Below are 19,503 nucleotides of genomic sequence, written 5' to 3'. Positions count from 1 at the left end.
TGCCATGCGAGAAGCCACGTCGAAGCCGCCGAGTCACTGCACGGGCACGTACGGGGACGACGGGGATCCCGACCCCTTCCAGTGGGACACACGGGAGGACTGCGAGGTACGGCAGATCCTCGACCGGGTCGCCGACAAGTGGTCGCTCCTCGTCATCGCCCTCCTCGACCGCCGGGTGCTGCGCTTCACCGAACTCAAGCGCGCGATCGACGGCGTCAGCCAGCGCATGCTGACCGTGACCCTGCGCCAGCTGGAACGCGACGGCCTCGTGAAGCGCACCGTCCACCCGGTCGTCCCGCCCCGCGTCGAGTACGAGCTGACGCCCCTGGGCCGCACGCTGCACACCACGATCCGCTCCCTCGTCACCTGGACCGAGCAGCACCAGAACGAGGTCGCGGCGGCACGGGAGGAGTACGACACCCGCGAGGCGGCGGCGGTGTCCTGAGGGGCCCGTACGCAGCGGCCCCGGCCCGCGGATAACCAGTGGCACCGCCCACGGCCATCGCCCATCCTCGTGGCATGGAAGAGACGAAGTCGGCCATCGACGAGCCGAAGTACCGGATCCGCGCGCTCCACACCGACCGTACGGTCACCGTCTACCAGGCGTACCGGCCCGAGATCGGCCTGCCCGCCGCCCGCGAGGGACGGTTTCCGGCCGTCTGGAAGCGGGACCGCATGACATGGATCAAGCCGTCGTTCCTGTGGATGATGTACCGCTCGGGCTGGGGCGAGAAAGAGGGCCAGGAGACCGTCCTCGCCGTGGAGATCACCCGCGAGGGCTTCGAATGGGCCCTGCGGAACGCCTGCCTCTCCCACTACGAGCGCGGGTTCCACCCCGACCAGGCCACCTGGAAGAGGGAGTTGCGGCAGTCACCGGCCCGGGTCCAGTGGGACCCGGAGCGCGATCCGCACCTCCGGGCACTCCCGTACCGCTCGCTCCAGCTCGGCCTTACGGGCGAGGCGTCCCGCCGGTACGCGGACGAGTGGACGGTCTCCGTACGCGACGTGACCCCCCTCGCGCACCGGGTCCATGAACGGGTCCGCTCGGGCGACCTGGAAGCGGCCCGGCTCCTGCTCCCGCGCGAGGAGCCGTACCCGGAGCCCGCGGGCCTGCTGGACCACCTGCGCGGACAGCGTCCGCAGGAGATCAGGCGGTAGGTGCCGGGGCCGGCGCGGTGACGACCGAGAAGTTGAAGTCGCCGGTGCCGAGCATCCCGTAGAGCCGCAGCCAGAGCTGCACGAGCTGCTCGGTGGCGCGGGCACTCGTCAGGTCGCCGAGGTCGAGGATCCGGTCCGGGGACCAGCCGAAGGAGCCGAGCAGACCGGCGACGACGGCCTTGGCGTCCTCGTCGTCGCCGCTGAGGAAGACGTTGTGGTGGCCGGGGACACGACCGGGCTCGACCATGACCGTGTTGGTCATGGTGTTCAGCGACTTCACGACCCGCGTCTCGGGGAAGGCACGCTGGAGCTGCTCGGCCACGCTGACGCCGTCGGGGGTGACGACCTTGGGCGGGAAGCCCTCGGAGAAGTCGAGCCCGTTGGACACGTCGAGAAGGACCTTGCCGCGCAGCCTGTCCGCGCCCACGGACTGCAGGACGGTCAGGGAGACGAGACCGCCGGTGGCGTTGACGACGAGCTCGGCGGGCCCGGCGACATCGGCGAAGGTGCCGTGCCCGCCGCGCTCGCCGCCGAACTCGTCGGCCCACTTGACGGCCTCGGCGTTGTCGGCGGTACGGGAGCCGAGGGCGACCTCGTGGCCGAGGGAGGCGAACCTGGTGGCGAGTCGGCGGCCGACTTCGCCGGTGCCGAGGACGGCGATCTTCATGAGGGACGTTCCTCCGAGGGAGACGGCGGCCGGGATGCCGACCCTACGCCGGACGACTCGCGACCGCCGCCCTCTTCACCCCCTCGGGGAAGGTCAGCCGCCGGACGGGTCGCGGGGCGCGCGCCGCATGGCCCAGAGGGTGGGGCCACCGCCGGGCAGGGAGGCCTCGCCGAGGACGGCGAAGCCGAAGTGCCCGTAGACGGGGAGGTTGTCCGGATTGGAGGACTCCAGGTAGACGGGCATGTCGGCGGCGTCGGCCCGGGCGAGGCCGGAACGCAGCAGCGCGGAGCCGTGGCCCTGGCCACGCGCGGCGGGGTCGGCGCCGATGACGGCGAGGTACCAGTGGGGCTCGGGGGGCGTGTGCCCGGCGGCGGCCTCGACGGCCTGCCGGAACAGGTCGGCGCGGTCACCGAGGATCGCCTGCAGCTCCTGGACGGTTTCGGCGTCGGGGACGGCCTTGTCCTGCCCTTCGGGAGCCACCCAGAAGGCGGCGGCCGAATCGGTGCGCTCGCAGACGCCGTGCAGGCCGTACTGGCGGGTGAAGAGGGTGGTGAAGTACCGCCCGAGCCCGGCCTCACGCGAGGCGTCGTGGGGGAAGAACCAGCGCATCATCGGGTCGTCGCCGAAGGCACGCGCCAGGACGCCGCTGACCATCGGGGCGTCGTCGATTATTGCCGCTTTCGGAGTGTTCGAGGTAGGCATACGGGTCATTCTGCACGTCGGATGATCTTGATGGAGGGGTGGGGTGGAGTAGTGGGGGTGGAGTGGTGGTGCGGGTGTTGGGTCCTGGGGGTGGGCCGGGTGGGTTGGCTTCTGGTGGGACCGCCCTCTTTCCGAGAGTCGCTCCTTCCGGCGGCGCGTCAAGGGCGCTCCCTGCGGTCGCGTCGCTGCGCGATGGCCTTCGGCCACCCTTGACCCACCACCTCCAGGAGCGAAGACACTCTCGGAGGGCGGTCCGGGGGACGGGGTCCACGCCGGGCTTCGGGTAGTGGCCACTCACCGTGGGCGCCTTGCGGCCCGGTGGGGTGGGGCTGGGTTCGCGGCCGGGGCCGGTGGGGATCCGCCGACTCGTACGGGGTGCGCGGTCGTTGAATGGGGCGGCCGGGCGGCGCTCAGCGACGAAAAGCCGGTTGATGGCGGGGCTTCAAGCCCCGCTGGTCACTCCCGGCGGGTCGAAGCGCAAGTAACTCGACATTACTCCGAGTAACCCACCGGGGAGGGACGGGTGAATGGGGTGAATCGCCCTTATCGGGCGATGAAGTGCAGGAAACTCTCGCCACCCGCTCCCACCACCCACCGGACAGCGACCAGCGGGGCCTGAACCCCACCCGACGACGGTGGGCAGTCGCCAAGCCAAGCCGGGCCGCCCCACTCAACAACGCGCACCACGCACGAGTCGACGGAATCCCGTCCACCCCGACCGCGAACCCAGCCCCACCCCACCGGCCCGCAAGGCGCCCACGGCGCGTGGCCACTGCCCGGACCCCCCGCGCGGCCCCGCCCCCGGCCGCCCTCCGAGTGTGAAAAGGCGGCCTGCACCACCGGGTCAAGGGTGGGCACAGCCCATCGCGCAGCGACGCCGAAGGCGCCCTTGACGCGGTGGTGCAGGACGCCACACTCGGAAAGAGGGCGGCCGCACCCGAGACCCACGAACCCGGCCCACCCCCGACACCCCACCCCAGCACCCCCGTCAGGCCGTCGCAGACGTACGTGTTCGGTGAGCGAACGTGTCTGACCGGTTTCCGCTCTTGACGCGGAGTCAAAATCTCACTGAACATTCAGCACGCACAACAGAACATCTGAACACCCGGACAACTGAAAACCGTACAAGCACTCGCACAGCTCCAGCGCCTCGTGGCACCCAAGCCCGAGGCGTCTCGCACGTTCCGTCCCATCCCCGTTCGGAATCCGGAGCCCCCACAGATGAACATCTCCGTGCCCAGACGTATCACCAAAGCCACCGCGGTCGCCGCTGTCGCGGCGCTCGCCCTCGCCGGGCTCACCGGCACCACCGCCTCGGCCAACCCGGCCGCGGCCGTCGCCGCCCCCGACATCCCGCTGGCCAACGTCAAGCAGCACTTGACGGACCTCCAGTCGATCGCCACCGCCAACGGCGGCAACCGCGCCCACGGCCGTACCGGCTACAAGGCGTCCATCGACTTCGTGAAGGCCAAGCTGGACGCGGCCGGATACACCACCACCGTCCAGCAGTTCACCTCCAGCGGTTCCACCGGCTACAACCTGATAGCCGACTGGCCCGGCGGTGACCCGAACCAGGTCCTGATGGCCGGTTCGCACCTGGACTCCGTGACCTCGGGTCCCGGCATCAACGACAACGGCTCAGGCTCCGCGGCCGTCCTCGAGACCGCCCTCGCCGTCGCCCGCTCCGGCTACCAGCCCACCAAGCACCTGCGTTTCGGCTGGTGGGGCGCAGAGGAGCTCGGTCTCGTCGGCTCGAAGTACTACGTGGCGCAGCTGCCCACCACCGAGCGCGCCAAGCTCTCCGGGTACCTGAACTTCGACATGATCGGCTCGCCGAACCCGGGCTACTTCGTCTACGACGACGACCCGACGATCGAGACGACGTTCAAGAACTACTTCGCCGGTCTGGGCGTCCCGACAGAGATCGAGACGGAGGGCGACGGCCGCTCCGACCACGCCTCCTTCAAGAACGTCGGCGTCCCCGTCGGGGGCCTGTTCACGGGCGCGAGCCGGGTCAAGTCCAGTGCGCAGGTGCAGAAGTGGGGCGGTACGGCCACGGCCTTCGACCGCTGCTACCACTCTTCCTGCGACACGACGGCGAACATCAACGACACCGCTCTCGACCGCAACAGCGACGCGATCGCGCACGCGATCTGGACGCTGTCCGCCGGCACGACCACGCCGCCCACCGGCAAGGTCTTCGAGAACACGGCCGACGTGTCCGTCCCGGACAACGGCGCCGCGGTGACCTCGACGGTCAACGTCACGGGTGTCACGGGCAACGCCCCGAGCAACCTCGCCGTCGGCGTGGACATCGTCCACACCTACCGCGGTGACCTGGTCGTCGACCTCGTCGCCCCGGACGGCTCGGTCTACAGCCTGTCCAACCGGTCGGGCGGCAGCGCCGACAACATCGTCCAGACCTTCACCGTGAACGCCTCCTCCGAGGTCGCCAACGGTGCCTGGAAGCTCCGCGTCCAGGACAAGGCCTCGGCCGACACCGGCTACATCAGCGGCTTCAAGCTGACGTTCCCGTAAGGCCGTAGCGCCGCGGCCCCGGGGCCGTAGCGCCTCGGGCCGGACGCACAAGAACGCCCGGGCGGGTCGGTGAACATCGCCCCCGACCCGCCCGGGGTCCCAACTGTCTTACGTGAAGCTCTACTTGCCGGCGTTCGCCGCGTTCACCAGCGCGTCCTGCGTGACCGCGCCGACGTAGACCTTGCCGTCGTCGGTGAGGAGCGCGTTCACGATCTTCGTCTTGAAGACGGTGCCCGAGCCGAACTTTCCGGTGACCTTGTCGCCGAGGGAGTCCAGGAGCCCCTGGAACTCCTTCGGCGCTTCGTCGGTCCGGGGCGCCGGCGCCCCGGAGTCGATCTTCGCGATCGTGGTCCAGCCCTCGCCGATGACGTTCACGCCGCCCTTGTCGGAGCCCGTGCCGGGGCCCGTGCCGGGGCCGAAGCCGCCGAACACGTCCTCGAGGCCCGGCGGCAGCTGGCCGCCGAACGGATCGCCCTTCTCGCCCGCCGCCTTCTCCGCGCCGCCCTCGGTCACCTTCGCGCCCTCCGGCGCCTTGAAGGTGAAGTCGGAGGCCGCCGGCTTCGAGAAGTCGACCTTCGTGAAGCCCGCGTCGACGACGGGCTTGCCGCCCTCGACCGAGGCGAGGGTGAACTTCAGCGGGGTGCCGTTCGCCGCGTCCACCGCGATCTTGATCGACTGGACCGTCGAACCGGACTGCTTCGGCTTGATCACCAGCTGGTACGCGTCCCGGCCGGCCACCTTCGCCGTCCCGTCGACGGTGATCGACGTGGTGTCGCCCGCTGCCTTCAGGACCTCGTCCGCGAGCTGCTTGGGCGTGCCCGGCAGCTCCTTGTCCTTCGGGCCGTCGTGGGCGCCGGGGGCGTCCGCGTCCGCCGGGGCCTTCTCGTGGAAGACCTCCTTGGACTTGCTGTCGTACGCCCAGACGTCGTCGCCGTTGTGGATCAGGCTGTACTCGTCGGAGCCGTCGAGCAGCGTCAGCTTCTGGCGCTCCGGGCCGTCCGCGGACACCCGCAGGGTGTGGCTGCCGGAGACGAGCTGGGTCAGCCGCTCGGAGGGGTCGACGGACGCGCCGCCGCCGGCACCGCCGCCCATGCCCCCGGCGAGGCCGCCGAGGCCGGACGTCAGGCCCTCCAGGGGCAGCCCCAGGTCGGTGGAGATCCGGAACGTGCCGGAGAGCGTCTGCGTGTCGGAGGCGGCGATCTTCTCGATGAGCTGCTGGGCGGTGATCTCCGGCAGATCGGGGTCGCCGGACGCCGCCAGCGCCGGGACAAGGCCGATGGTCGCCGCGGCAACTCCTGCCACCGCGACCGGGACGATGTACCGGCTCGCCTTACGGGACTCTGCCATGGTCTCCCCTACCTCCGTGCCCTTCACGGGCCCTCGTGGTCGATGTCTCCATCTCACCAAAAGGGAGGGGCGGAAGCGTCAGCCCCGGGGATCAACCTCACGTACTGCTTCGGGATGACCCGACCCCGAGACGGGCCGCCGTACGGCGGACCGCGCCGGCCCCGCCCGCACATCACTCCGGGGGCCTCAGCCCGCCCGGTGCACCACCGCGTCGCACATCTCCGCGAGCGCCGCCTTGGCGTACCCGTCGGGCAGCGGCGCGAGCATCGCGCGGGCCTCCTCCGCGTACCGCACGGTGTCCTTGCGGGCCTGCTCCAGGGCCGGGTGGGCGCGCAGGCGGCGCAGGACCTCGGCGTGGCGGTCGTCGTCGGTGAGGTCGCCGTCGACGAGCTCGACGAGCTCCAGGTCCTCGGGGCGGCCGTGCGCGGCGGCCGCGGCCCGCAGGTGCAGGACGGGCAGGGTGGGGATGCCCTCGCGGAGGTCGGTGCCGGGGGTCTTGCCGGACTCGTGGGAGTCGGAGGCGATGTCGAGGACGTCGTCGGCGAGCTGGAAGGCGACGCCGAGCCGTTCGCCGTACTGGGTGAGGATGTCGACGACGCTCTCGTCGGCGCCGGACATCATCGAACCGAAGCGGCAGGAGACGGCGACGAGGGAGCCGGTCTTGCCGCCGAGGACGTCGAGGTAGTGGTCGACCGGGTCGCGGCCCTCCTGCGGGCCCGCGGTCTCCAGGATCTGACCGGTGACGAGCCGTTCGAACGCCTCGGACTGGATGCGTACGGCCTCGGGACCGAGATCCGCGAGCGTGTGCGAGGCGCGGGCGAAGAGGAAGTCACCCGTGAGGACGGCGATCGAGTTGCCCCAGCGGGTGTTGGCGCTGTCGACGCCGCGCCGGACGTCGGCCTCGTCCATGACGTCGTCGTGGTAGAGCGTGGCCAGGTGGGTGAGTTCGACGACGACGGCGGAGGGCACGACGCCGGGCGCGTAGGGGTCTCCGAACTGGGCGGAGAGCATCACGAGCAGGGGGCGGAACCGCTTGCCACCGGCCAGGACGAGGTGCTGCGCGGCCTCCGTGATGAAGGGGACATCGCTCTTGGTGGCGTCGAGGAGGCCCGCCTCCACTGCCGCCAAACCGGTCTGGACATCGGCCTCAAGAGCCTGGTCCCGCACGCTAAGACCGAACGGCCCGACGACGGTCACGAGGGGGTCTCCTGTCTGCTGACGCCTGCTGACGTTCCCACGAATCGGTCACACGGATTGCCGGCGATCACGCTGACGATCACATGGATTGTCGATGTGTCGCTCGATTCACTCAAGCCAGCGTATCCGGTCACCTTTCGATCACCGTGGGCGCCTTCCCGTCACCCCCGGTATGTTCGGGATCAGCTCATACGACCAGGAGTATGCCCTTTGTCCCGAACAATGATCGACTCCGATACGAACAGCGAGCAGCCGCCCCCCGAGGACGACCGCGCCTTCTTCGGGCACCCCCGGGGCCTGCTGACCCTTTCGGGCCTGGAGGTCTGGGAACGGTTCTCGTTCCTGGGCATGCAGGCGATCCTCGTCCTCTACTTCGCCGCGGCCGTCTCCGACGGCGGCCTCGGCATGGCGTCGGGCACCGCGGCCTCGGTCTCGGCCGCGTACGGCACGCTCGTCTACCTGGTCTCGGTGGCCGGCGGCTGGCTCGCGGACCGCATCCTCGGCTCGTACCGCGCGGTCCTCTGGGGCGGCATCCTGATCGCCTGCGGCCACTACGCGATGGCCGTGCCGACGGCCGCCATGACCTGGGTGGGCCTCGGCCTGATCAGCGCGGGTACCGGACTGCTCAAGCCGAACGTGGCGACCATGGTCGGCAAGCTGTACCGGACGGACGACGACCGCCGGGACGCCGGTTTCGCGCTCTACTACATGGCGATCAACATCGGCGCGTTCGCCGGCCCGCTGATCACCGGCTGGCTCGCCGACCACAAGGGCTACCACTGGGGCTTCTCGGCCGCCGCGCTCGGCATGACGCTCGGCCTGATCCAGTACGTGGCGGGCCGCCGTCACCTGGCCGGCCGCAAGCACTCCGCCGAGTTCGCGCTGGCCCCCGAGGCCATGCGGAAGGCGGTCCGGCTGATGATCGCCGGCGCGGTCGTCGTGGCCGCCGTCGCCACCGTCCTCGCGCTCGTGGGCTGGCTGACCATGGACCGCTTCGTGGACGTGCTGACCGTGATCTCGGTGATCGCGCCGGTCGTCTACTTCTGGGTCATGTTCACGAGCCCCCGGGTCACCGCGGAGGAACGGGGCCGCCTCAGGCCGTACATCGTGCTCTTCCTGGCCTCGGTCGTCTTCAACTTCATCCTCTTCCAGGCGTACTCGACGATGATCCTGCTGGCGTCCACCAACGCCCGTACGACCATCCTCGGCTTCGACTTCCCGGCGAGCTGGTACGCCTCCGCGCTCGGCGCCTTCGAGGTGGCCCTGGCGCCCGTCGTGGCCGCCGTCTGGGCCCGGATGGGGCACAAGCAGCCGCACGCCTCCAACAAGATCGCCTTCGGTGTGATCCTCGGCGGCCTGTCGTTCCTACTGATGGTCCTGCCCACCTCCGGGCACGCCGACGACACGTACCAGATGGCCGCCTGGTGGATCGTCGGCTCGTACCTCCTCCTCGGCCTCGGTGACGTGCTCCTGGAGACCTCCGGGATGTCCGCCACCAGCAAGCTCGCACCGAAGGCCTTCTCCAGCCAGACCATGTCGCTCTGGTTCCTCTCCCTCGCGCTCGCCAACGGAATCCAGGCGCAGACCGTGAAGCTCTACGACGACGTCTCCAAGCCCGTCTACTTCGGCGTGAACGGCGCCGTGGCCGTGGCCGTCGGCCTCGTCGTGATCGCCCTGGCGCCCTGGCTGCGCCGCACCATGCACCCCGTCCACTGAGGACCGCCCGCCCGTCCCTTGAGGTGACCTGATGACGAAGATCCGTACCGACTTCCCGTACGAGACCCGCCACGAGGACCTCCGCATCCCTCTGCCTGACGGAACCCAGCTGTACGCGCGCGTGTGGCGGCCGCTCACCGACGAGCCCGTCCCGGCGCTCCTGGAGTACCTGCCGTACCGGCTCACCGACTGGACGGCGCCCCGGGACTGGCAGCGCCACCCCTGGTACGCGGGGCACGGCTACGCGTCCGTACGGGTCGACGTCCGCGGCCACGGCAACAGCGAGGGCCTGCCCGGCGACGAGTACGACCCGGTCGAGCTCGCCGACGGCGTGGCCGTCGTGAACTGGCTCGCCGAGCAGCCGTGGTGCACCGGCAAGGTCGGCATGTTCGGCATCTCCTGGGGTGGCTTCAACTCCCTCCAGATCGCCGCGCTGGCCCCCGAGCCGCTCAAGGCGATCGTGACGGTCTGCTCCACCGACGACCGCTACGACAACGACGTCCACTACATGGGCGGCTCGGTCCTCGCCGTCGACATGCACGCCTGGGCCGCCACCATGCTCGCCTTCGTCTGCCGCCCGCCCGACCCGCTGCACGTGGGCGAGGAGTGGCGCGCGATGTGGCTCGAGCGCCTGGAGGCCGTGGAACCATTCCTGCACACCTGGCTCTCCCATCAGACCCGCGACGCGTACTGGCGGCACGGCAGCGTCTGCGAGGACTACGGCGCGATCCGGGCCGCCGTCCTCGCCGTCGGCGGCTGGCACGACCCGTACCGCGACACCGTCCTGCGGCTCGCCCAGCACCTCCCCCAGGACCGGGTGCGCGGCATCATCGGCCCCTGGTCGCACCAGTACCCGGACCGCGGCCTGCCGCCCGGACCGGCCATCGGCTTCCTCCAGGAGACCCTGCGCTGGTGGGACCACCACCTCAAGGACGCCGACAACGACGTGATGGCCGAGCCGCTGCTCCGCTCCTGGATCAGCGACTCGCACCTGCCGGCGACGGTGTACGACGAGCTGCCCGGGCGCTGGGTCACCGACCCCGCCTGGCCCTCCCCGCACGTCACCCCCGTGACGTACGCCTTCCAGGGCGTGCCGGTCGTGGTCGACTCGCCGCAGCAGACCGGGCTCGACGCGGGCCGTTTCTTCCCCTTCGGCAACGACGCCGACCTGCCGCCCGACCAGCGCGACGAGGACGCCCACTCGGCCTGCTTCGACTTCCCCGTCCCGGAGGACGGCGGCCCCCTGGAGATCCTCGGCCGCCCGTCGGTGAGCCTCGCCCTGCGGACGGCCGCCCCGACCGGACAGGTCGTCGCCCGGCTCTGCGACATCGCCCCCGACGGCTCCTCCACCCTGGTCACCCGGGGCGTGCTGAACTTCTCCGCCCGCTACGGCCGTGACCGGGCCGTGGAGGCGCAGATCGGCGAGACGGAGAGCTTCGTGCTGGAGCTGAACGGCATCGGCCACGCCTTCGCTCCGGGCCACCGGGTGCGTCTCGCGGTCTCGTCCACGTACTGGCCGTGGATCTGGCCGCAGCCGGACGCGGCGGGTTTCACCCTCGACCCGGCGGGCTCCTCGCTGACCCTTCCGGTCCGCCGCCCCACGCAGGACTCCGTCACCTGGGAGGAGCCGGAGCAGTCGGAGCCGCTCGGCGTGGTCTTCCCGCGCACCCTGGAGGAACCGCGCCCGGAGCGGGTGGTGGTCAGGGACGTGGCGAAGGGCGAATGGACTCTGGAGGTCGACCCGAAGTACGGCGGCACGCGCGTGTACCCGGACGGCCTGGAGTTCACGGAGGACGCGGTCGAGACGTACACGATCGACGAGAGCGGCCCGCTGTCCGCCCGTACGCGCTCGGAGTGGACCATCCGCCTCCACCGCCCGGAGCTGGCCTGGGACGTCACGGTCGACACCCGCTCGGAGATCACCTGCGACGCGGACGCGTTCTTCACGACGAACGAGGTGGTGTGCAAGGAGGGCGGGGAGGTCGTCTTCCACCGGACGTGGGAGAAGACGATCCCCCGTACGGCGGGCTGAGCACACGCCGTACGGGGGGAACGGGGGGGTTACGCGCTCGCGCCGGCCTTGCGGCGGCGGGCGATCACCAGCGCGCCGGCGCCGAGGGCGACGGTCGCGGCGGCCGCGAGGCCGAGCTGGGTGAGGTTCTCGTTCGCGCCGGTGGCGGCGAGGTTGCCCTTCACCGGGGTGTTCGAGGAACCGCCCTGCTGGGCGGTGTTGCCGTTGCCACCGCTGGTGGGCGCCGGGGTGGGCGTCGCGGTGGTCTCCGACGGGGTCGGCTTGGGCTCCGGCTTCGGCTTGTCGGTCTTGGCCGCGAGGATGTCGAAGTCCGCGCTCGCGTACTCCTCACCGATGCCGCAGGTCTTGTCGTTGTTCTCGTACGCGCCGACGGCGAAGGCGACACCGGGGCCGACCGGGGTCTTGGCGTCGAGCGTGAGGCGCAGCTTCACGTCGGCGTGGCCGCCCTTGGCGATCGTGCCGACCTCGATGGTGTCGAACTCCTCGTTGATCGGCGTCCAGTGCGGGTTGCCGGCGCCGGTCCACTCGACGTCGATGTACCGCTCGAAGAAGCCGTCGTCGTCGATCGGCGCCTCACCGTCCGGGAGGGCGGCCGCGGCGGCGTAGGCGCCGACCTGGTCCAGGACCCGGTCGGCGTTGTTGGTGATGCGCAGGGAGAAGACGGCGCTCGTGCCGACGGTGACCGTCTTGGGACCGGAGAGCGCGACCTTGACGGCGTCGTCCTCCTTGCAGTCCCCGAAGCCGCCGTCCTCGAACTCCTCCAGGGCCTTCTCGGCGGCGGCGAGCTCCTCCTTCGCCGTCTTCAGTTCCTTGTCGATGCGGCCGAGCTGACGGAAGAGCTCCACCTCGGCGTCGTCGTAGGCCTCGTCGGCGGCGTCGAACCGGAGCTGCGCGGCGGTCTTGGCGGCCTCGGCGGCCTCGACGGCCTTCTTCGCGTCGGCGACGGCCTTCTCGGCGTCCGCCTTCTGCTGCTCGGTGGGCGGCTCCTGGCCCTCGGCCGGGGTCTCCAGGAGCTTCTTCAGCGCCTCTTCGGCCTTGGCCAGCGTCTCGTCGGCCGCGGTCTTGGCGGCCTTGGCGGCCTCAAGGGCCTTCTTCGCCTCGGCCAGCTCGGTCTTGACGGCCTCGCCGACGTCTTCGGCGTCGATCTTCTTCTCGACGGCTTCGCGCTGCTTCTCCAGGCCCTCGACCTTCGCCTCCGCCTTCGCGACGGCGGCGACGAGCTTCTCGTACTCGTCGAAGTCGGGGTCTTCGTCACCCGGCGTGGTCTTCTGCGTCGACGCGGGCGTCGGCTTCGTGTCGGCGAAGGCGGGCGCGGCCGAGAGGAACACGACCGGTGTGGTCACAGCGGCGGCCACGGCGGTCGCGAGGATGCGACGAATCTTCACAGTGCGGGACCTTTTTCCTGGTCAGGGAAGGATGAAGAAATACGGGGTGTGCGCCTGCGGTACCTTCACGCGGCGCGCCACCACCGTGATCGTATGGCGGGAAACCACAGATGGGGAGACCTGTTCTCGCAGCTCGGATCGGGGCCGGACGCCCCCGGGAGACGTAAAGCGGATCAAGCCGGACAGTTGCCCACGGAGGCCGCACTTTCTGTGTGATCCATGTCATCCACGCCCGACAGCGCGCCCCGTAACGTGTCCCCCACACCCGTGGAAAGCGAGGCACGTACCGATGTCCGAGCACAGCCCGCTCGACCTGGCCGAAGGCGATCCCTTCGGCCCGCACAACCTCCCGTACGGCGTCTTCTCCACCGCCGACGAGCCCGACCGGCGCCGGCTCGGCGTCCGGATCGGCGGGCACGTGCTGGACGCGGGTGCCGCGGCGCACGCGCTCGGCTCCCCGTACGCGGCACTCCTCGACCGGCCGAGCCTCAACCCGCTGCTCGCGGCCGGGCGGACCACCTGGCGTGACGTCCGCCGGGCGCTCACCGCCTGGGTGACGGTGCCCGCGCACCGGGCGGACATCGAGCCGCTGCTGCACCCGCTCGACGCCGTGACGCTGCATCTGCCGTACGAGGTCGCGGACTACGTCGACTTCTACGCGAGCGAGCACCACGCGACGAACGTGGGCAGGATCTTCCGCCCCGACGGCGACGCGCTGACCCCCAACTGGAAGCACCTGCCGATCGGTTACCACGGTCGCGCGGGCACGGTCGTGGTCTCCGGCACCGATGTCGTACGCCCTTCGGGGCAGCGGAAGGCCCCGTCGGACCCGGCGCCGGTCTTCGGCCCTTCCGTCAAGCTGGACATCGAGGCGGAGGTCGGCTTCCTGGTCGGCACCCCGTCGGAGCTGGGGACACCGGTCGCGCTCGCCGACTTCCGGGAGCACGTCTTCGGTCTGACGCTGCTCAACGACTGGTCGGCGCGGGACGTGCAGGCCTGGGAGTACGTGCCGCTCGGCCCGTTCCTGGGCAAGTCGTTCCAGACCTCGGTGGCGGCGTGGGTGACGCCCCTGGAGGCGCTGGACGCCGCCCGGACCGCCCCGCCCGCGCGGGACTTCCCGCTCCTTCCGTACCTGGACGACGCGGGTGAGGAGGAGCCGGGCGGCTTCGACGTGCGGATCACGGTGGAGATCAACGGCGAGCGGGTGGCCGAGCCGCCGTTCTCCACCATGTACTGGACGGCCGCGCAGCAGCTCGCCCACATGACGGTGAACGGCGCCTCGCTGCGCACGGGTGACCTGTACGGCTCGGGGACGGTCTCCGGGCCCGAGGTGGACCAGCGCGGTTCGCTGCTCGAACTCACCTGGAACGGCCGGGACGCGATCGAACTCGCCGGTGGCAAGCGGACGTTCCTGGAGGACGGCGACGAGGTCGTCATGACGGCCTGGGCGCCGGGCCCGGACGGCACGCGGGTGGGGCTGGGCGAGGTCCGGGGCCGGATCGTCCCCTCGGCCTGACCGGCCCGCCTACACGGCCCGCCAGAGCGCGGGCACGTTCGGCGGCTCCCAGCCGGCCTGGCCCGTGTGTGCCTGCAGGCACACGTAGGCCGGGCCGCCGTACGTGACCCGGTCCCCCGCCCGGTAGGCGGTCCCGGCGGCCCAGCTCCCGCCGGGCGGCTGGGTGGTGGCGGTGGCCGTCGGCGTCGGTCCGGGGGTCTGCGGCACGTTCAGGACGAAGTCGAAGGCCGCCTCCTTGGCCGCGCCCGCGTCCCGCACGGTCATCAGGAGCCGGGCGTCGAAGATGCTGTCGGTGTTGTTGCGGGGCTCACCCGGGAAGTAGAGCTGCGAGGTGAGCACCGGGCGGCCGGGCGCCTGCACCTTGACGTGGAGGTGCCGGGTGCGGCCCGGGTAGAGGCCGGGCACGATCGTGGTCAGCCTGAACGCGCCCTGGGCGTCGGTGAACTGGTGCCCGCGGAACCGGAAGCCGGTGTTGTCGTAGGCGCCGTTGGTATCGGCCTGCCAGAAGTCGAGCAGGACGCCGGCTATCGGCCGGCAGGCGAGCCCGAAGACGTAGCCGCTCACCGTCAGACGGACGCCGACCGTGCCCGACTCCAACAGGCTCGTGCGCAGCGGCGAGTTGGGCTTGAAGTACGGGCCCTCGGTCTGCGGCACCGTCGGGTCGTCGCCGTCGTCGCACTCCGGGGTGAGCGCGGGCGCCGCCTCTCCCGCGGTGAGGGTACGGGCGAGCGCCGGTACGCCCATGAGGACCGTGGGCGCCGCGATGCCGGCCGCGAGCGCGGCCCGCAGCACCGCCTTACGGGTGACGTGCCCGGTACTGGTCTCGTTGTCCATGCCTGCCTGCTCCTCGCGTGGGGGCTGAGGGGGGTCGGCATCGAACCTAGGCGGACCGTGCGCCGCCTTCGATGGACGGATCACGGCGGTCGTGGTGTTTCCGACCGCGGTGCTTCCGCTGGTGCTCCTGCCGGTCGCCGTGCTTGTGCTCGTGTGACCTCCGGAAGTCCCCGGGGCTGAGTCCCGTCTCGCGGCGGAAGAAGCGGCAGAAGTACGCGGGGTCGTCGAAACCGACCCGGTCCGCGACCTGGCGGATCGACAGCCCGGTGCCGACGAGCAGCCGCTGGGCCTCCCTGGAGCGCGCCTCGCGGAGCAGCGCGCCGGGGGTGCGGCCCGTGGCGGTCCTGACGGCCTCGGCGAGGTAGCCCGGGGTGACCCCGATCAGCTCGGCGCACTCCCGTACGGTCAGCCCTTCCCTTCCGGTACGGGCGAGCAGGCGGCCGAACTCCCCGGCGACGGCCGCGGGTCGGCCCTGTGGGGCCGCGTGGGTGCCGGGGCCGCGCAGTCTCGCCGTACGGACCAGGAGGACGTGCAGCAGGGAGCGCAGGACGGTCGCGAAGCCGTCGGCGCCGTGTCCGTACTCCTCGACGAGTTCGCCCATCAGACGGCCGGTCCGCGCGTGCGCGGGTCCGTCGAGGGTGAGCCAGGGACGCTCGCCGAGACGGCGGAGGAGGTCCCGGTCGCCGGGGTGGTCGAGGAGGAAGTCGTCGGTGAAGAGGACGACGGTGCCGTCCAGGCCCCGGGCGTCCTCCCAGTGGTGCAGCTGTCCGGGGAGGATGAGGCCCAGGTGGGGCGGGTGGAGCTCCCAGCGGGCGAGGTCCACGACGTGGGTGCCGGTCCCGGCGGTGACGTGGACGATCTCGTAGAAGGTGTGCCGGTGCGGGAAGGCGGCCCGGGACATGGGGCCGATGGTGTCGAAGGTCCCCACGGCGAAGGGCACCTGGTCGGGCAGCCGGACCTCCAGGCGGTGCATGGGCGGGTCGCCGGGCCTGGGGGTGGTGCAGGGGGTCCCGGGTAAGGCGGTCGTGCCGCTCATGGCGCGGCTCCCCTCTCCTCTACTGGTACAGACCACTGGGGCGGTTCCACGATGGCACGGACACCTCCCCGGGTCACCCCCGCGTACGACGAAGGGCCCGGCTCGCCCCCGAGCCGGGCCCTTCACGCGTACGGCCGGAGCTACCGGACGAACACGCTCGCCTGGTTCGCGAGATCCAGGAAGTACTGCGGCGCGAAGCCGAGCACCAGCGTGACCGCCACACCCGCCGTGATCGTGACCGTCGTCAGGGCCGAGGGCACCGCGACCGTGGGGCCGTCCGCCTTCGGCTCGCTGAAGAACATGAGCACGATGACCCGGATGTAGAAGAACGCGGCGATCGCCGAGGAGATCACACCGACCACGACGAGCGCGCCGGCGCCGCCTTCCGCCGCCGCCTTGAAGACCGCGAACTTCCCGGAGAAGCCCGAGGTCAGCGGGATGCCGGCGAAGGCGAGCAGGAACACCGCGAAGACCGCCGCGACGAGCGGCGAACGACGCCCGAGACCGGCCCACTTGGAGAGGTGGGTGGCCTCGCCGCCCGCGTCCCTGACGAGGGTGACGACCGCGAAGGCGCCGATGGTCACGAAGGAGTAGGCGCCCAGGTAGAAGAGGACGGACGAGATGCCGCTGGGGGTGGCGGCGATGACACCGGCGAGCAGGAAGCCCGCGTGGGCGATCGACGAGTAGGCGAGGAGCCGCTTGATGTCGGTCTGGGTGATGGCGACGATCGCACCGCCCAGCATGGTGACGATGGCGACGCCCCACATGACCGGCCGCCAGTCCCAGGTGAGGCCCGGCAGCACCACGTACAGCAGACGGAGCAGCGCGCCGAAGGCGGCGACCTTGGTCGCGGCGGCCATGAAGCCGGTGACCGGGGTCGGGGCGCCCTGGTAGACGTCCGGGGTCCACATGTGGAACGGCACGGCGCCGACCTTGAAGAGGAGCCCGGTGAGGACCATGGCGAAGCCGATGAGCAGCAGTGCGTCGTTGCCCATGGTGTCGGCGAGCGCCGGGTTGACGGTGGCGATCGAGCCGTCGACGACCTGCGCGATGGTGGCGTACGAGACGGAGCCCGCGTAGCCGTAGAGCAGGGCGATTCCGAAGAGCAGGAAGGCCGAGGAGAAGGCGCCGAGCAGGAAGTACTTGACGGCCGCCTCCTGCGACATCAGCCGCTTGCGGCGGGCGACGGCGCAGAGCAGGTAGAGCGGGAGGGAGAAGACCTCCAGGGCGACGAAGAGCGTCAGGAGGTCGTTGGCGGCCGGGAAGACGAGCATGCCGGCGATGGCGAAGAGGGCGAGCGGGAAGACCTCGGTGGTGGTGAACCCGGCCTTGACGGCGGCCTTCTCGTGGTCGCTGCCGGGGACTGCGGCGGCCTCGGCGGCGAAGGAGTCGACCCGGTGGCCGTGGTCGGCCGGGTCGAGCCTGCGCTCGGCGAAGGTGAAGATCGCGACGACGGAGGCGAGGAGAATGGTGCCCTGGAGGAAGAGGGCGGGTCCGTCGACGGCGATGGCGCCCATGGCCGCGATGTGGGCCTTGGTGGAGCCGTAGCCGCCGGCCGCGAGGCCGACGATGGCGGCGAAGGCGGCGACGAGCGCCACGACGCTGAGGAAGACCTGGCTGTAGTAGCGGGCCTTGCGGGGAACGAAGGCCTCGACGAGGACGCTGACGATCGCGGCGCCGAGCACGATGAGGACGGGCGAGAGCTGGACGTACTCGATGTGCGGTGCCGGGATCTTGTCCAGCGGTTCGGCGGCGGTCGTCCACAGGCTGTGGACAGAGGATGCGACGGCGATCGAACTCACTTGGCCGCCTCCACTTCTGGCTGGGGGTCCTTCTGCTGGACGTCGGACATGGTGTGCTGCACGGCGGGGTTGACGACGTCCGTCAGCGGCTTCGGGAAGACCCCGAGGAAGATCAGGAGCGCGATCAGCGGCACGACCACGGCGAGTTCGCGCACCCGCAGGTCGGGAAGCTCCCGCACCTCCTCCTTCACCGGCCCGGTCATCGTCCGCTGGTACAGGACGAGGGTGTAGAGCGCGGCGAGGACGATGCCGGTGGTGGCGATGACACCGGCCACCGGGTAGCGGGCGTACGTGCCGACCAGGACGAGGAACTCGCTGACGAACGGCGCCAGTCCGGGCAGCGACAGGGTCGCCAGACCACCGATGAGGAAGGTGCCGGCGAGCACCGGGGCGACCTTCTGCACCCCGCCGTAGTCGGCGATGAGCCGCGAGCCGCGCCGGGAGATCAGGAAGCCGGCGACGAGCATCAGGGCGGCCGTCGAGATGCCGTGGTTCACCATGTAGAGCGTGGCGCCCGACTGGCCCTGGGTGGTCATCGCGAAGATGCCCAGGATGATGAAGCCGAAGTGCGAGATCGACGCGTAGGCGACCAGGCGCTTGATGTCCCGCTGGCCCACGGCGAGCAGCGCGCCGTACACGATGCTGATGAGGGCCAGGACGACGATCGCCGGGGTTGCCCACTTGCTCGCCTCGGGGAAGAGCCCGAGGCAGAAGCGGAGCATCGCGAAGGTGCCGACCTTGTCGACGACGGCGGTGATGAGGACGGAGACCGGGGCGGTCGCCTCCCCCATCGCGTTCGGCAGCCAGGTGTGCAGCGGCCAGAGCGGGGCCTTCACCGCGAAGGCGAAGAAGAAGCCGAGGAACAGCCAGCGTTCCGTGCTGGTCGCCATCTCCAGCGAGCCGTTGGCCCGGGCCTCGGCGATCTCGGTGAGCGAGAAGTTCCCCGCGACCACGTAGAGCCCGATGACGGCGGCCAGCATGATGAGGCCGCCGACCAGGTTGTAGAGGAGGAACTTGACGGCCGCGTACGAGCGCTGGGCCGCCGCGTTCTCGTCGGAGCCGCTGTGGGCCCGGTCGCCGAAGCCGCCGATGAGGAAGTACATCGGGATGAGCATGGCTTCGAACAGGATGTAGAAGAGGAAGACGTCAGTGGCCTCGAAGGAGAGGATCACCATCGCCTCGACCATGAGGATCAGCGCGAAGAAGCCCTGGGTGGGCCGCCACCGCTTGGAGGAGGTCTCCAGGGGGTCGGCGTCGTGCCAGCCGGCGAGCACGATGAACGGGATCAGCAGCGCGGTCAGCGCGATGAGCGCGACCCCGATGCCGTCGACCCCGAGCTCGTAGCGGACCCCGAAGTCCTTGATCCAGGAGTGCGATTCGGTCATCTGGTACCGCTCGCCGCCGGGCTCGAACCGTGCGAAGACGACGGCGGCGAGCACGAGGGTGGCGAGCGAGACCAGCAGCGCCAGCCACTTGGCGGCGGTGCGGCGGGCGGCGGGGACGGCGGCGGTGAGGATCGCACCGACCGCCGGAACCGCTGCCGTGACCGTAAGGAGCGGGAAGGACATGGAAG

Annotated in this window: 15 protein-coding genes; 6 read left to right on the top strand and 9 right to left on the bottom strand. The window is 70.9% G+C overall.

Going from position 1 to position 19,503, the window contains the following annotated elements; all coding sequences use genetic code 11:
- The first annotated feature begins 4 nt into the window (after window positions 1-4).
- Together OG392_RS21370 and OG392_RS21365 are read left to right on the top strand one after the other, a co-directional pair.
- Entirely contained in the window at window positions 5-445 is a 441-nt protein-coding gene (locus tag OG392_RS21370; protein WP_329281804.1) for a winged helix-turn-helix transcriptional regulator, read from the top strand.
- A 74-nt stretch (window positions 446-519) separates the two neighbouring features.
- Window positions 520-1,158, top strand: a complete 639-nt coding sequence (locus OG392_RS21365) for a DUF4291 domain-containing protein (protein WP_329281802.1) — start codon at window positions 520-522, stop codon at window positions 1,156-1,158.
- Here the strand turns inward: OG392_RS21365 and OG392_RS21360 are convergent.
- Together OG392_RS21360 and OG392_RS21355 are read right to left on the bottom strand one after the other, a co-directional pair.
- Entirely contained in the window at window positions 1,148-1,825 is a 678-nt protein-coding gene (locus OG392_RS21360; RefSeq protein WP_329281800.1) for an NADPH-dependent F420 reductase, read from the bottom strand. The two genes, OG392_RS21365 and OG392_RS21360, sit on opposite strands and share 11 nt — an antisense overlap.
- 93 nt (window positions 1,826-1,918) lie before the next feature.
- Complete coding sequence (locus OG392_RS21355) at window positions 1,919-2,536, bottom strand: GNAT family N-acetyltransferase (protein WP_329281798.1); 618 nt, start codon at window positions 2,534-2,536, stop codon at window positions 1,919-1,921.
- A 1,212-nt stretch (window positions 2,537-3,748) separates the two neighbouring features.
- On the opposite strand from OG392_RS21355, the gene OG392_RS21350 reads away from it, so the two are divergent.
- Window positions 3,749-5,065 (top strand): M28 family metallopeptidase, encoded by a 1,317-nt coding sequence (locus OG392_RS21350; protein ID WP_329281796.1) that lies wholly within the window; start codon window positions 3,749-3,751, stop codon window positions 5,063-5,065.
- Window positions 5,066-5,185: 120 nt separating this feature from the next.
- On the opposite strand, the gene OG392_RS21345 is transcribed toward OG392_RS21350, so the two are convergent.
- On the bottom strand, window positions 5,186-6,412 hold the full coding sequence (locus tag OG392_RS21345; RefSeq protein ID WP_329281794.1) for a LolA family protein: 1,227 nt from the start codon (window positions 6,410-6,412) through the stop codon (window positions 5,186-5,188).
- A gap of 186 nt (window positions 6,413-6,598) precedes the next feature.
- Complete coding sequence (locus tag OG392_RS21340) at window positions 6,599-7,609, bottom strand: polyprenyl synthetase family protein (RefSeq protein WP_329281792.1); 1,011 nt, start codon at window positions 7,607-7,609, stop codon at window positions 6,599-6,601.
- 222 nt (window positions 7,610-7,831) lie between these two features.
- On the opposite strand from OG392_RS21340, the gene OG392_RS21335 reads away from it, so the two are divergent.
- Window positions 7,832-9,325 (top strand): peptide MFS transporter, encoded by a 1,494-nt coding sequence (locus OG392_RS21335; RefSeq protein ID WP_329287384.1) that lies wholly within the window; start codon window positions 7,832-7,834, stop codon window positions 9,323-9,325.
- Between the two features lie 31 nt (window positions 9,326-9,356).
- Window positions 9,357-11,357, top strand: coding sequence for a CocE/NonD family hydrolase (locus OG392_RS21330; protein ID WP_329281790.1), 2,001 nt, complete (start codon window positions 9,357-9,359; stop codon window positions 11,355-11,357).
- 29 nt (window positions 11,358-11,386) lie between these two features.
- On the opposite strand, the gene OG392_RS21325 is transcribed toward OG392_RS21330, so the two are convergent.
- Entirely contained in the window at window positions 11,387-12,742 is a 1,356-nt protein-coding gene (locus OG392_RS21325; protein ID WP_329281788.1) for a peptidase, read from the bottom strand.
- A gap of 289 nt (window positions 12,743-13,031) precedes the next feature.
- On the opposite strand from OG392_RS21325, the gene fahA reads away from it, so the two are divergent.
- Window positions 13,032-14,258, top strand: a complete 1,227-nt coding sequence (gene fahA / locus OG392_RS21320; protein WP_329281786.1) for a fumarylacetoacetase — start codon at window positions 13,032-13,034, stop codon at window positions 14,256-14,258.
- A gap of 9 nt (window positions 14,259-14,267) precedes the next feature.
- Here the strand turns inward: fahA and OG392_RS21315 are convergent, their stop codons facing one another.
- The 4 genes from OG392_RS21315 to OG392_RS21300 form a co-directional block, all read right to left on the bottom strand.
- Window positions 14,268-15,092 (bottom strand): dioxygenase family protein, encoded by an 825-nt coding sequence (locus tag OG392_RS21315; RefSeq protein ID WP_329281783.1) that lies wholly within the window; start codon window positions 15,090-15,092, stop codon window positions 14,268-14,270.
- Between the two features lie 46 nt (window positions 15,093-15,138).
- Window positions 15,139-16,128 (bottom strand): helix-turn-helix domain-containing protein, encoded by a 990-nt coding sequence (locus OG392_RS21310; RefSeq protein ID WP_329281780.1) that lies wholly within the window; start codon window positions 16,126-16,128, stop codon window positions 15,139-15,141.
- 140 nt (window positions 16,129-16,268) lie between these two features.
- Window positions 16,269-17,930 carry an NADH-quinone oxidoreductase subunit NuoN gene (nuoN, locus tag OG392_RS21305; RefSeq protein WP_329281779.1) on the bottom strand — a complete coding sequence of 554 codons (1,662 nt, stop codon included), beginning with the start codon at window positions 17,928-17,930 and terminating at the stop codon, window positions 16,269-16,271.
- Window positions 17,927-19,498 carry an NADH-quinone oxidoreductase subunit M gene (locus OG392_RS21300; protein WP_329281777.1) on the bottom strand — a complete coding sequence of 524 codons (1,572 nt, stop codon included), beginning with the start codon at window positions 19,496-19,498 and terminating at the stop codon, window positions 17,927-17,929. The genes nuoN and OG392_RS21300 overlap by 4 nt, the downstream gene beginning before the upstream one ends.
- Window positions 19,499-19,503: the final 5 nt, after the last annotated feature.

This window comes from Streptomyces sp. NBC_00691, assembly GCF_036226665.1.
Taxonomy (GTDB): Bacteria; Actinomycetota; Actinomycetes; order Streptomycetales; family Streptomycetaceae; genus Streptomyces.
This window is presented reverse-complemented; position numbering and strand designations above follow the sequence as displayed.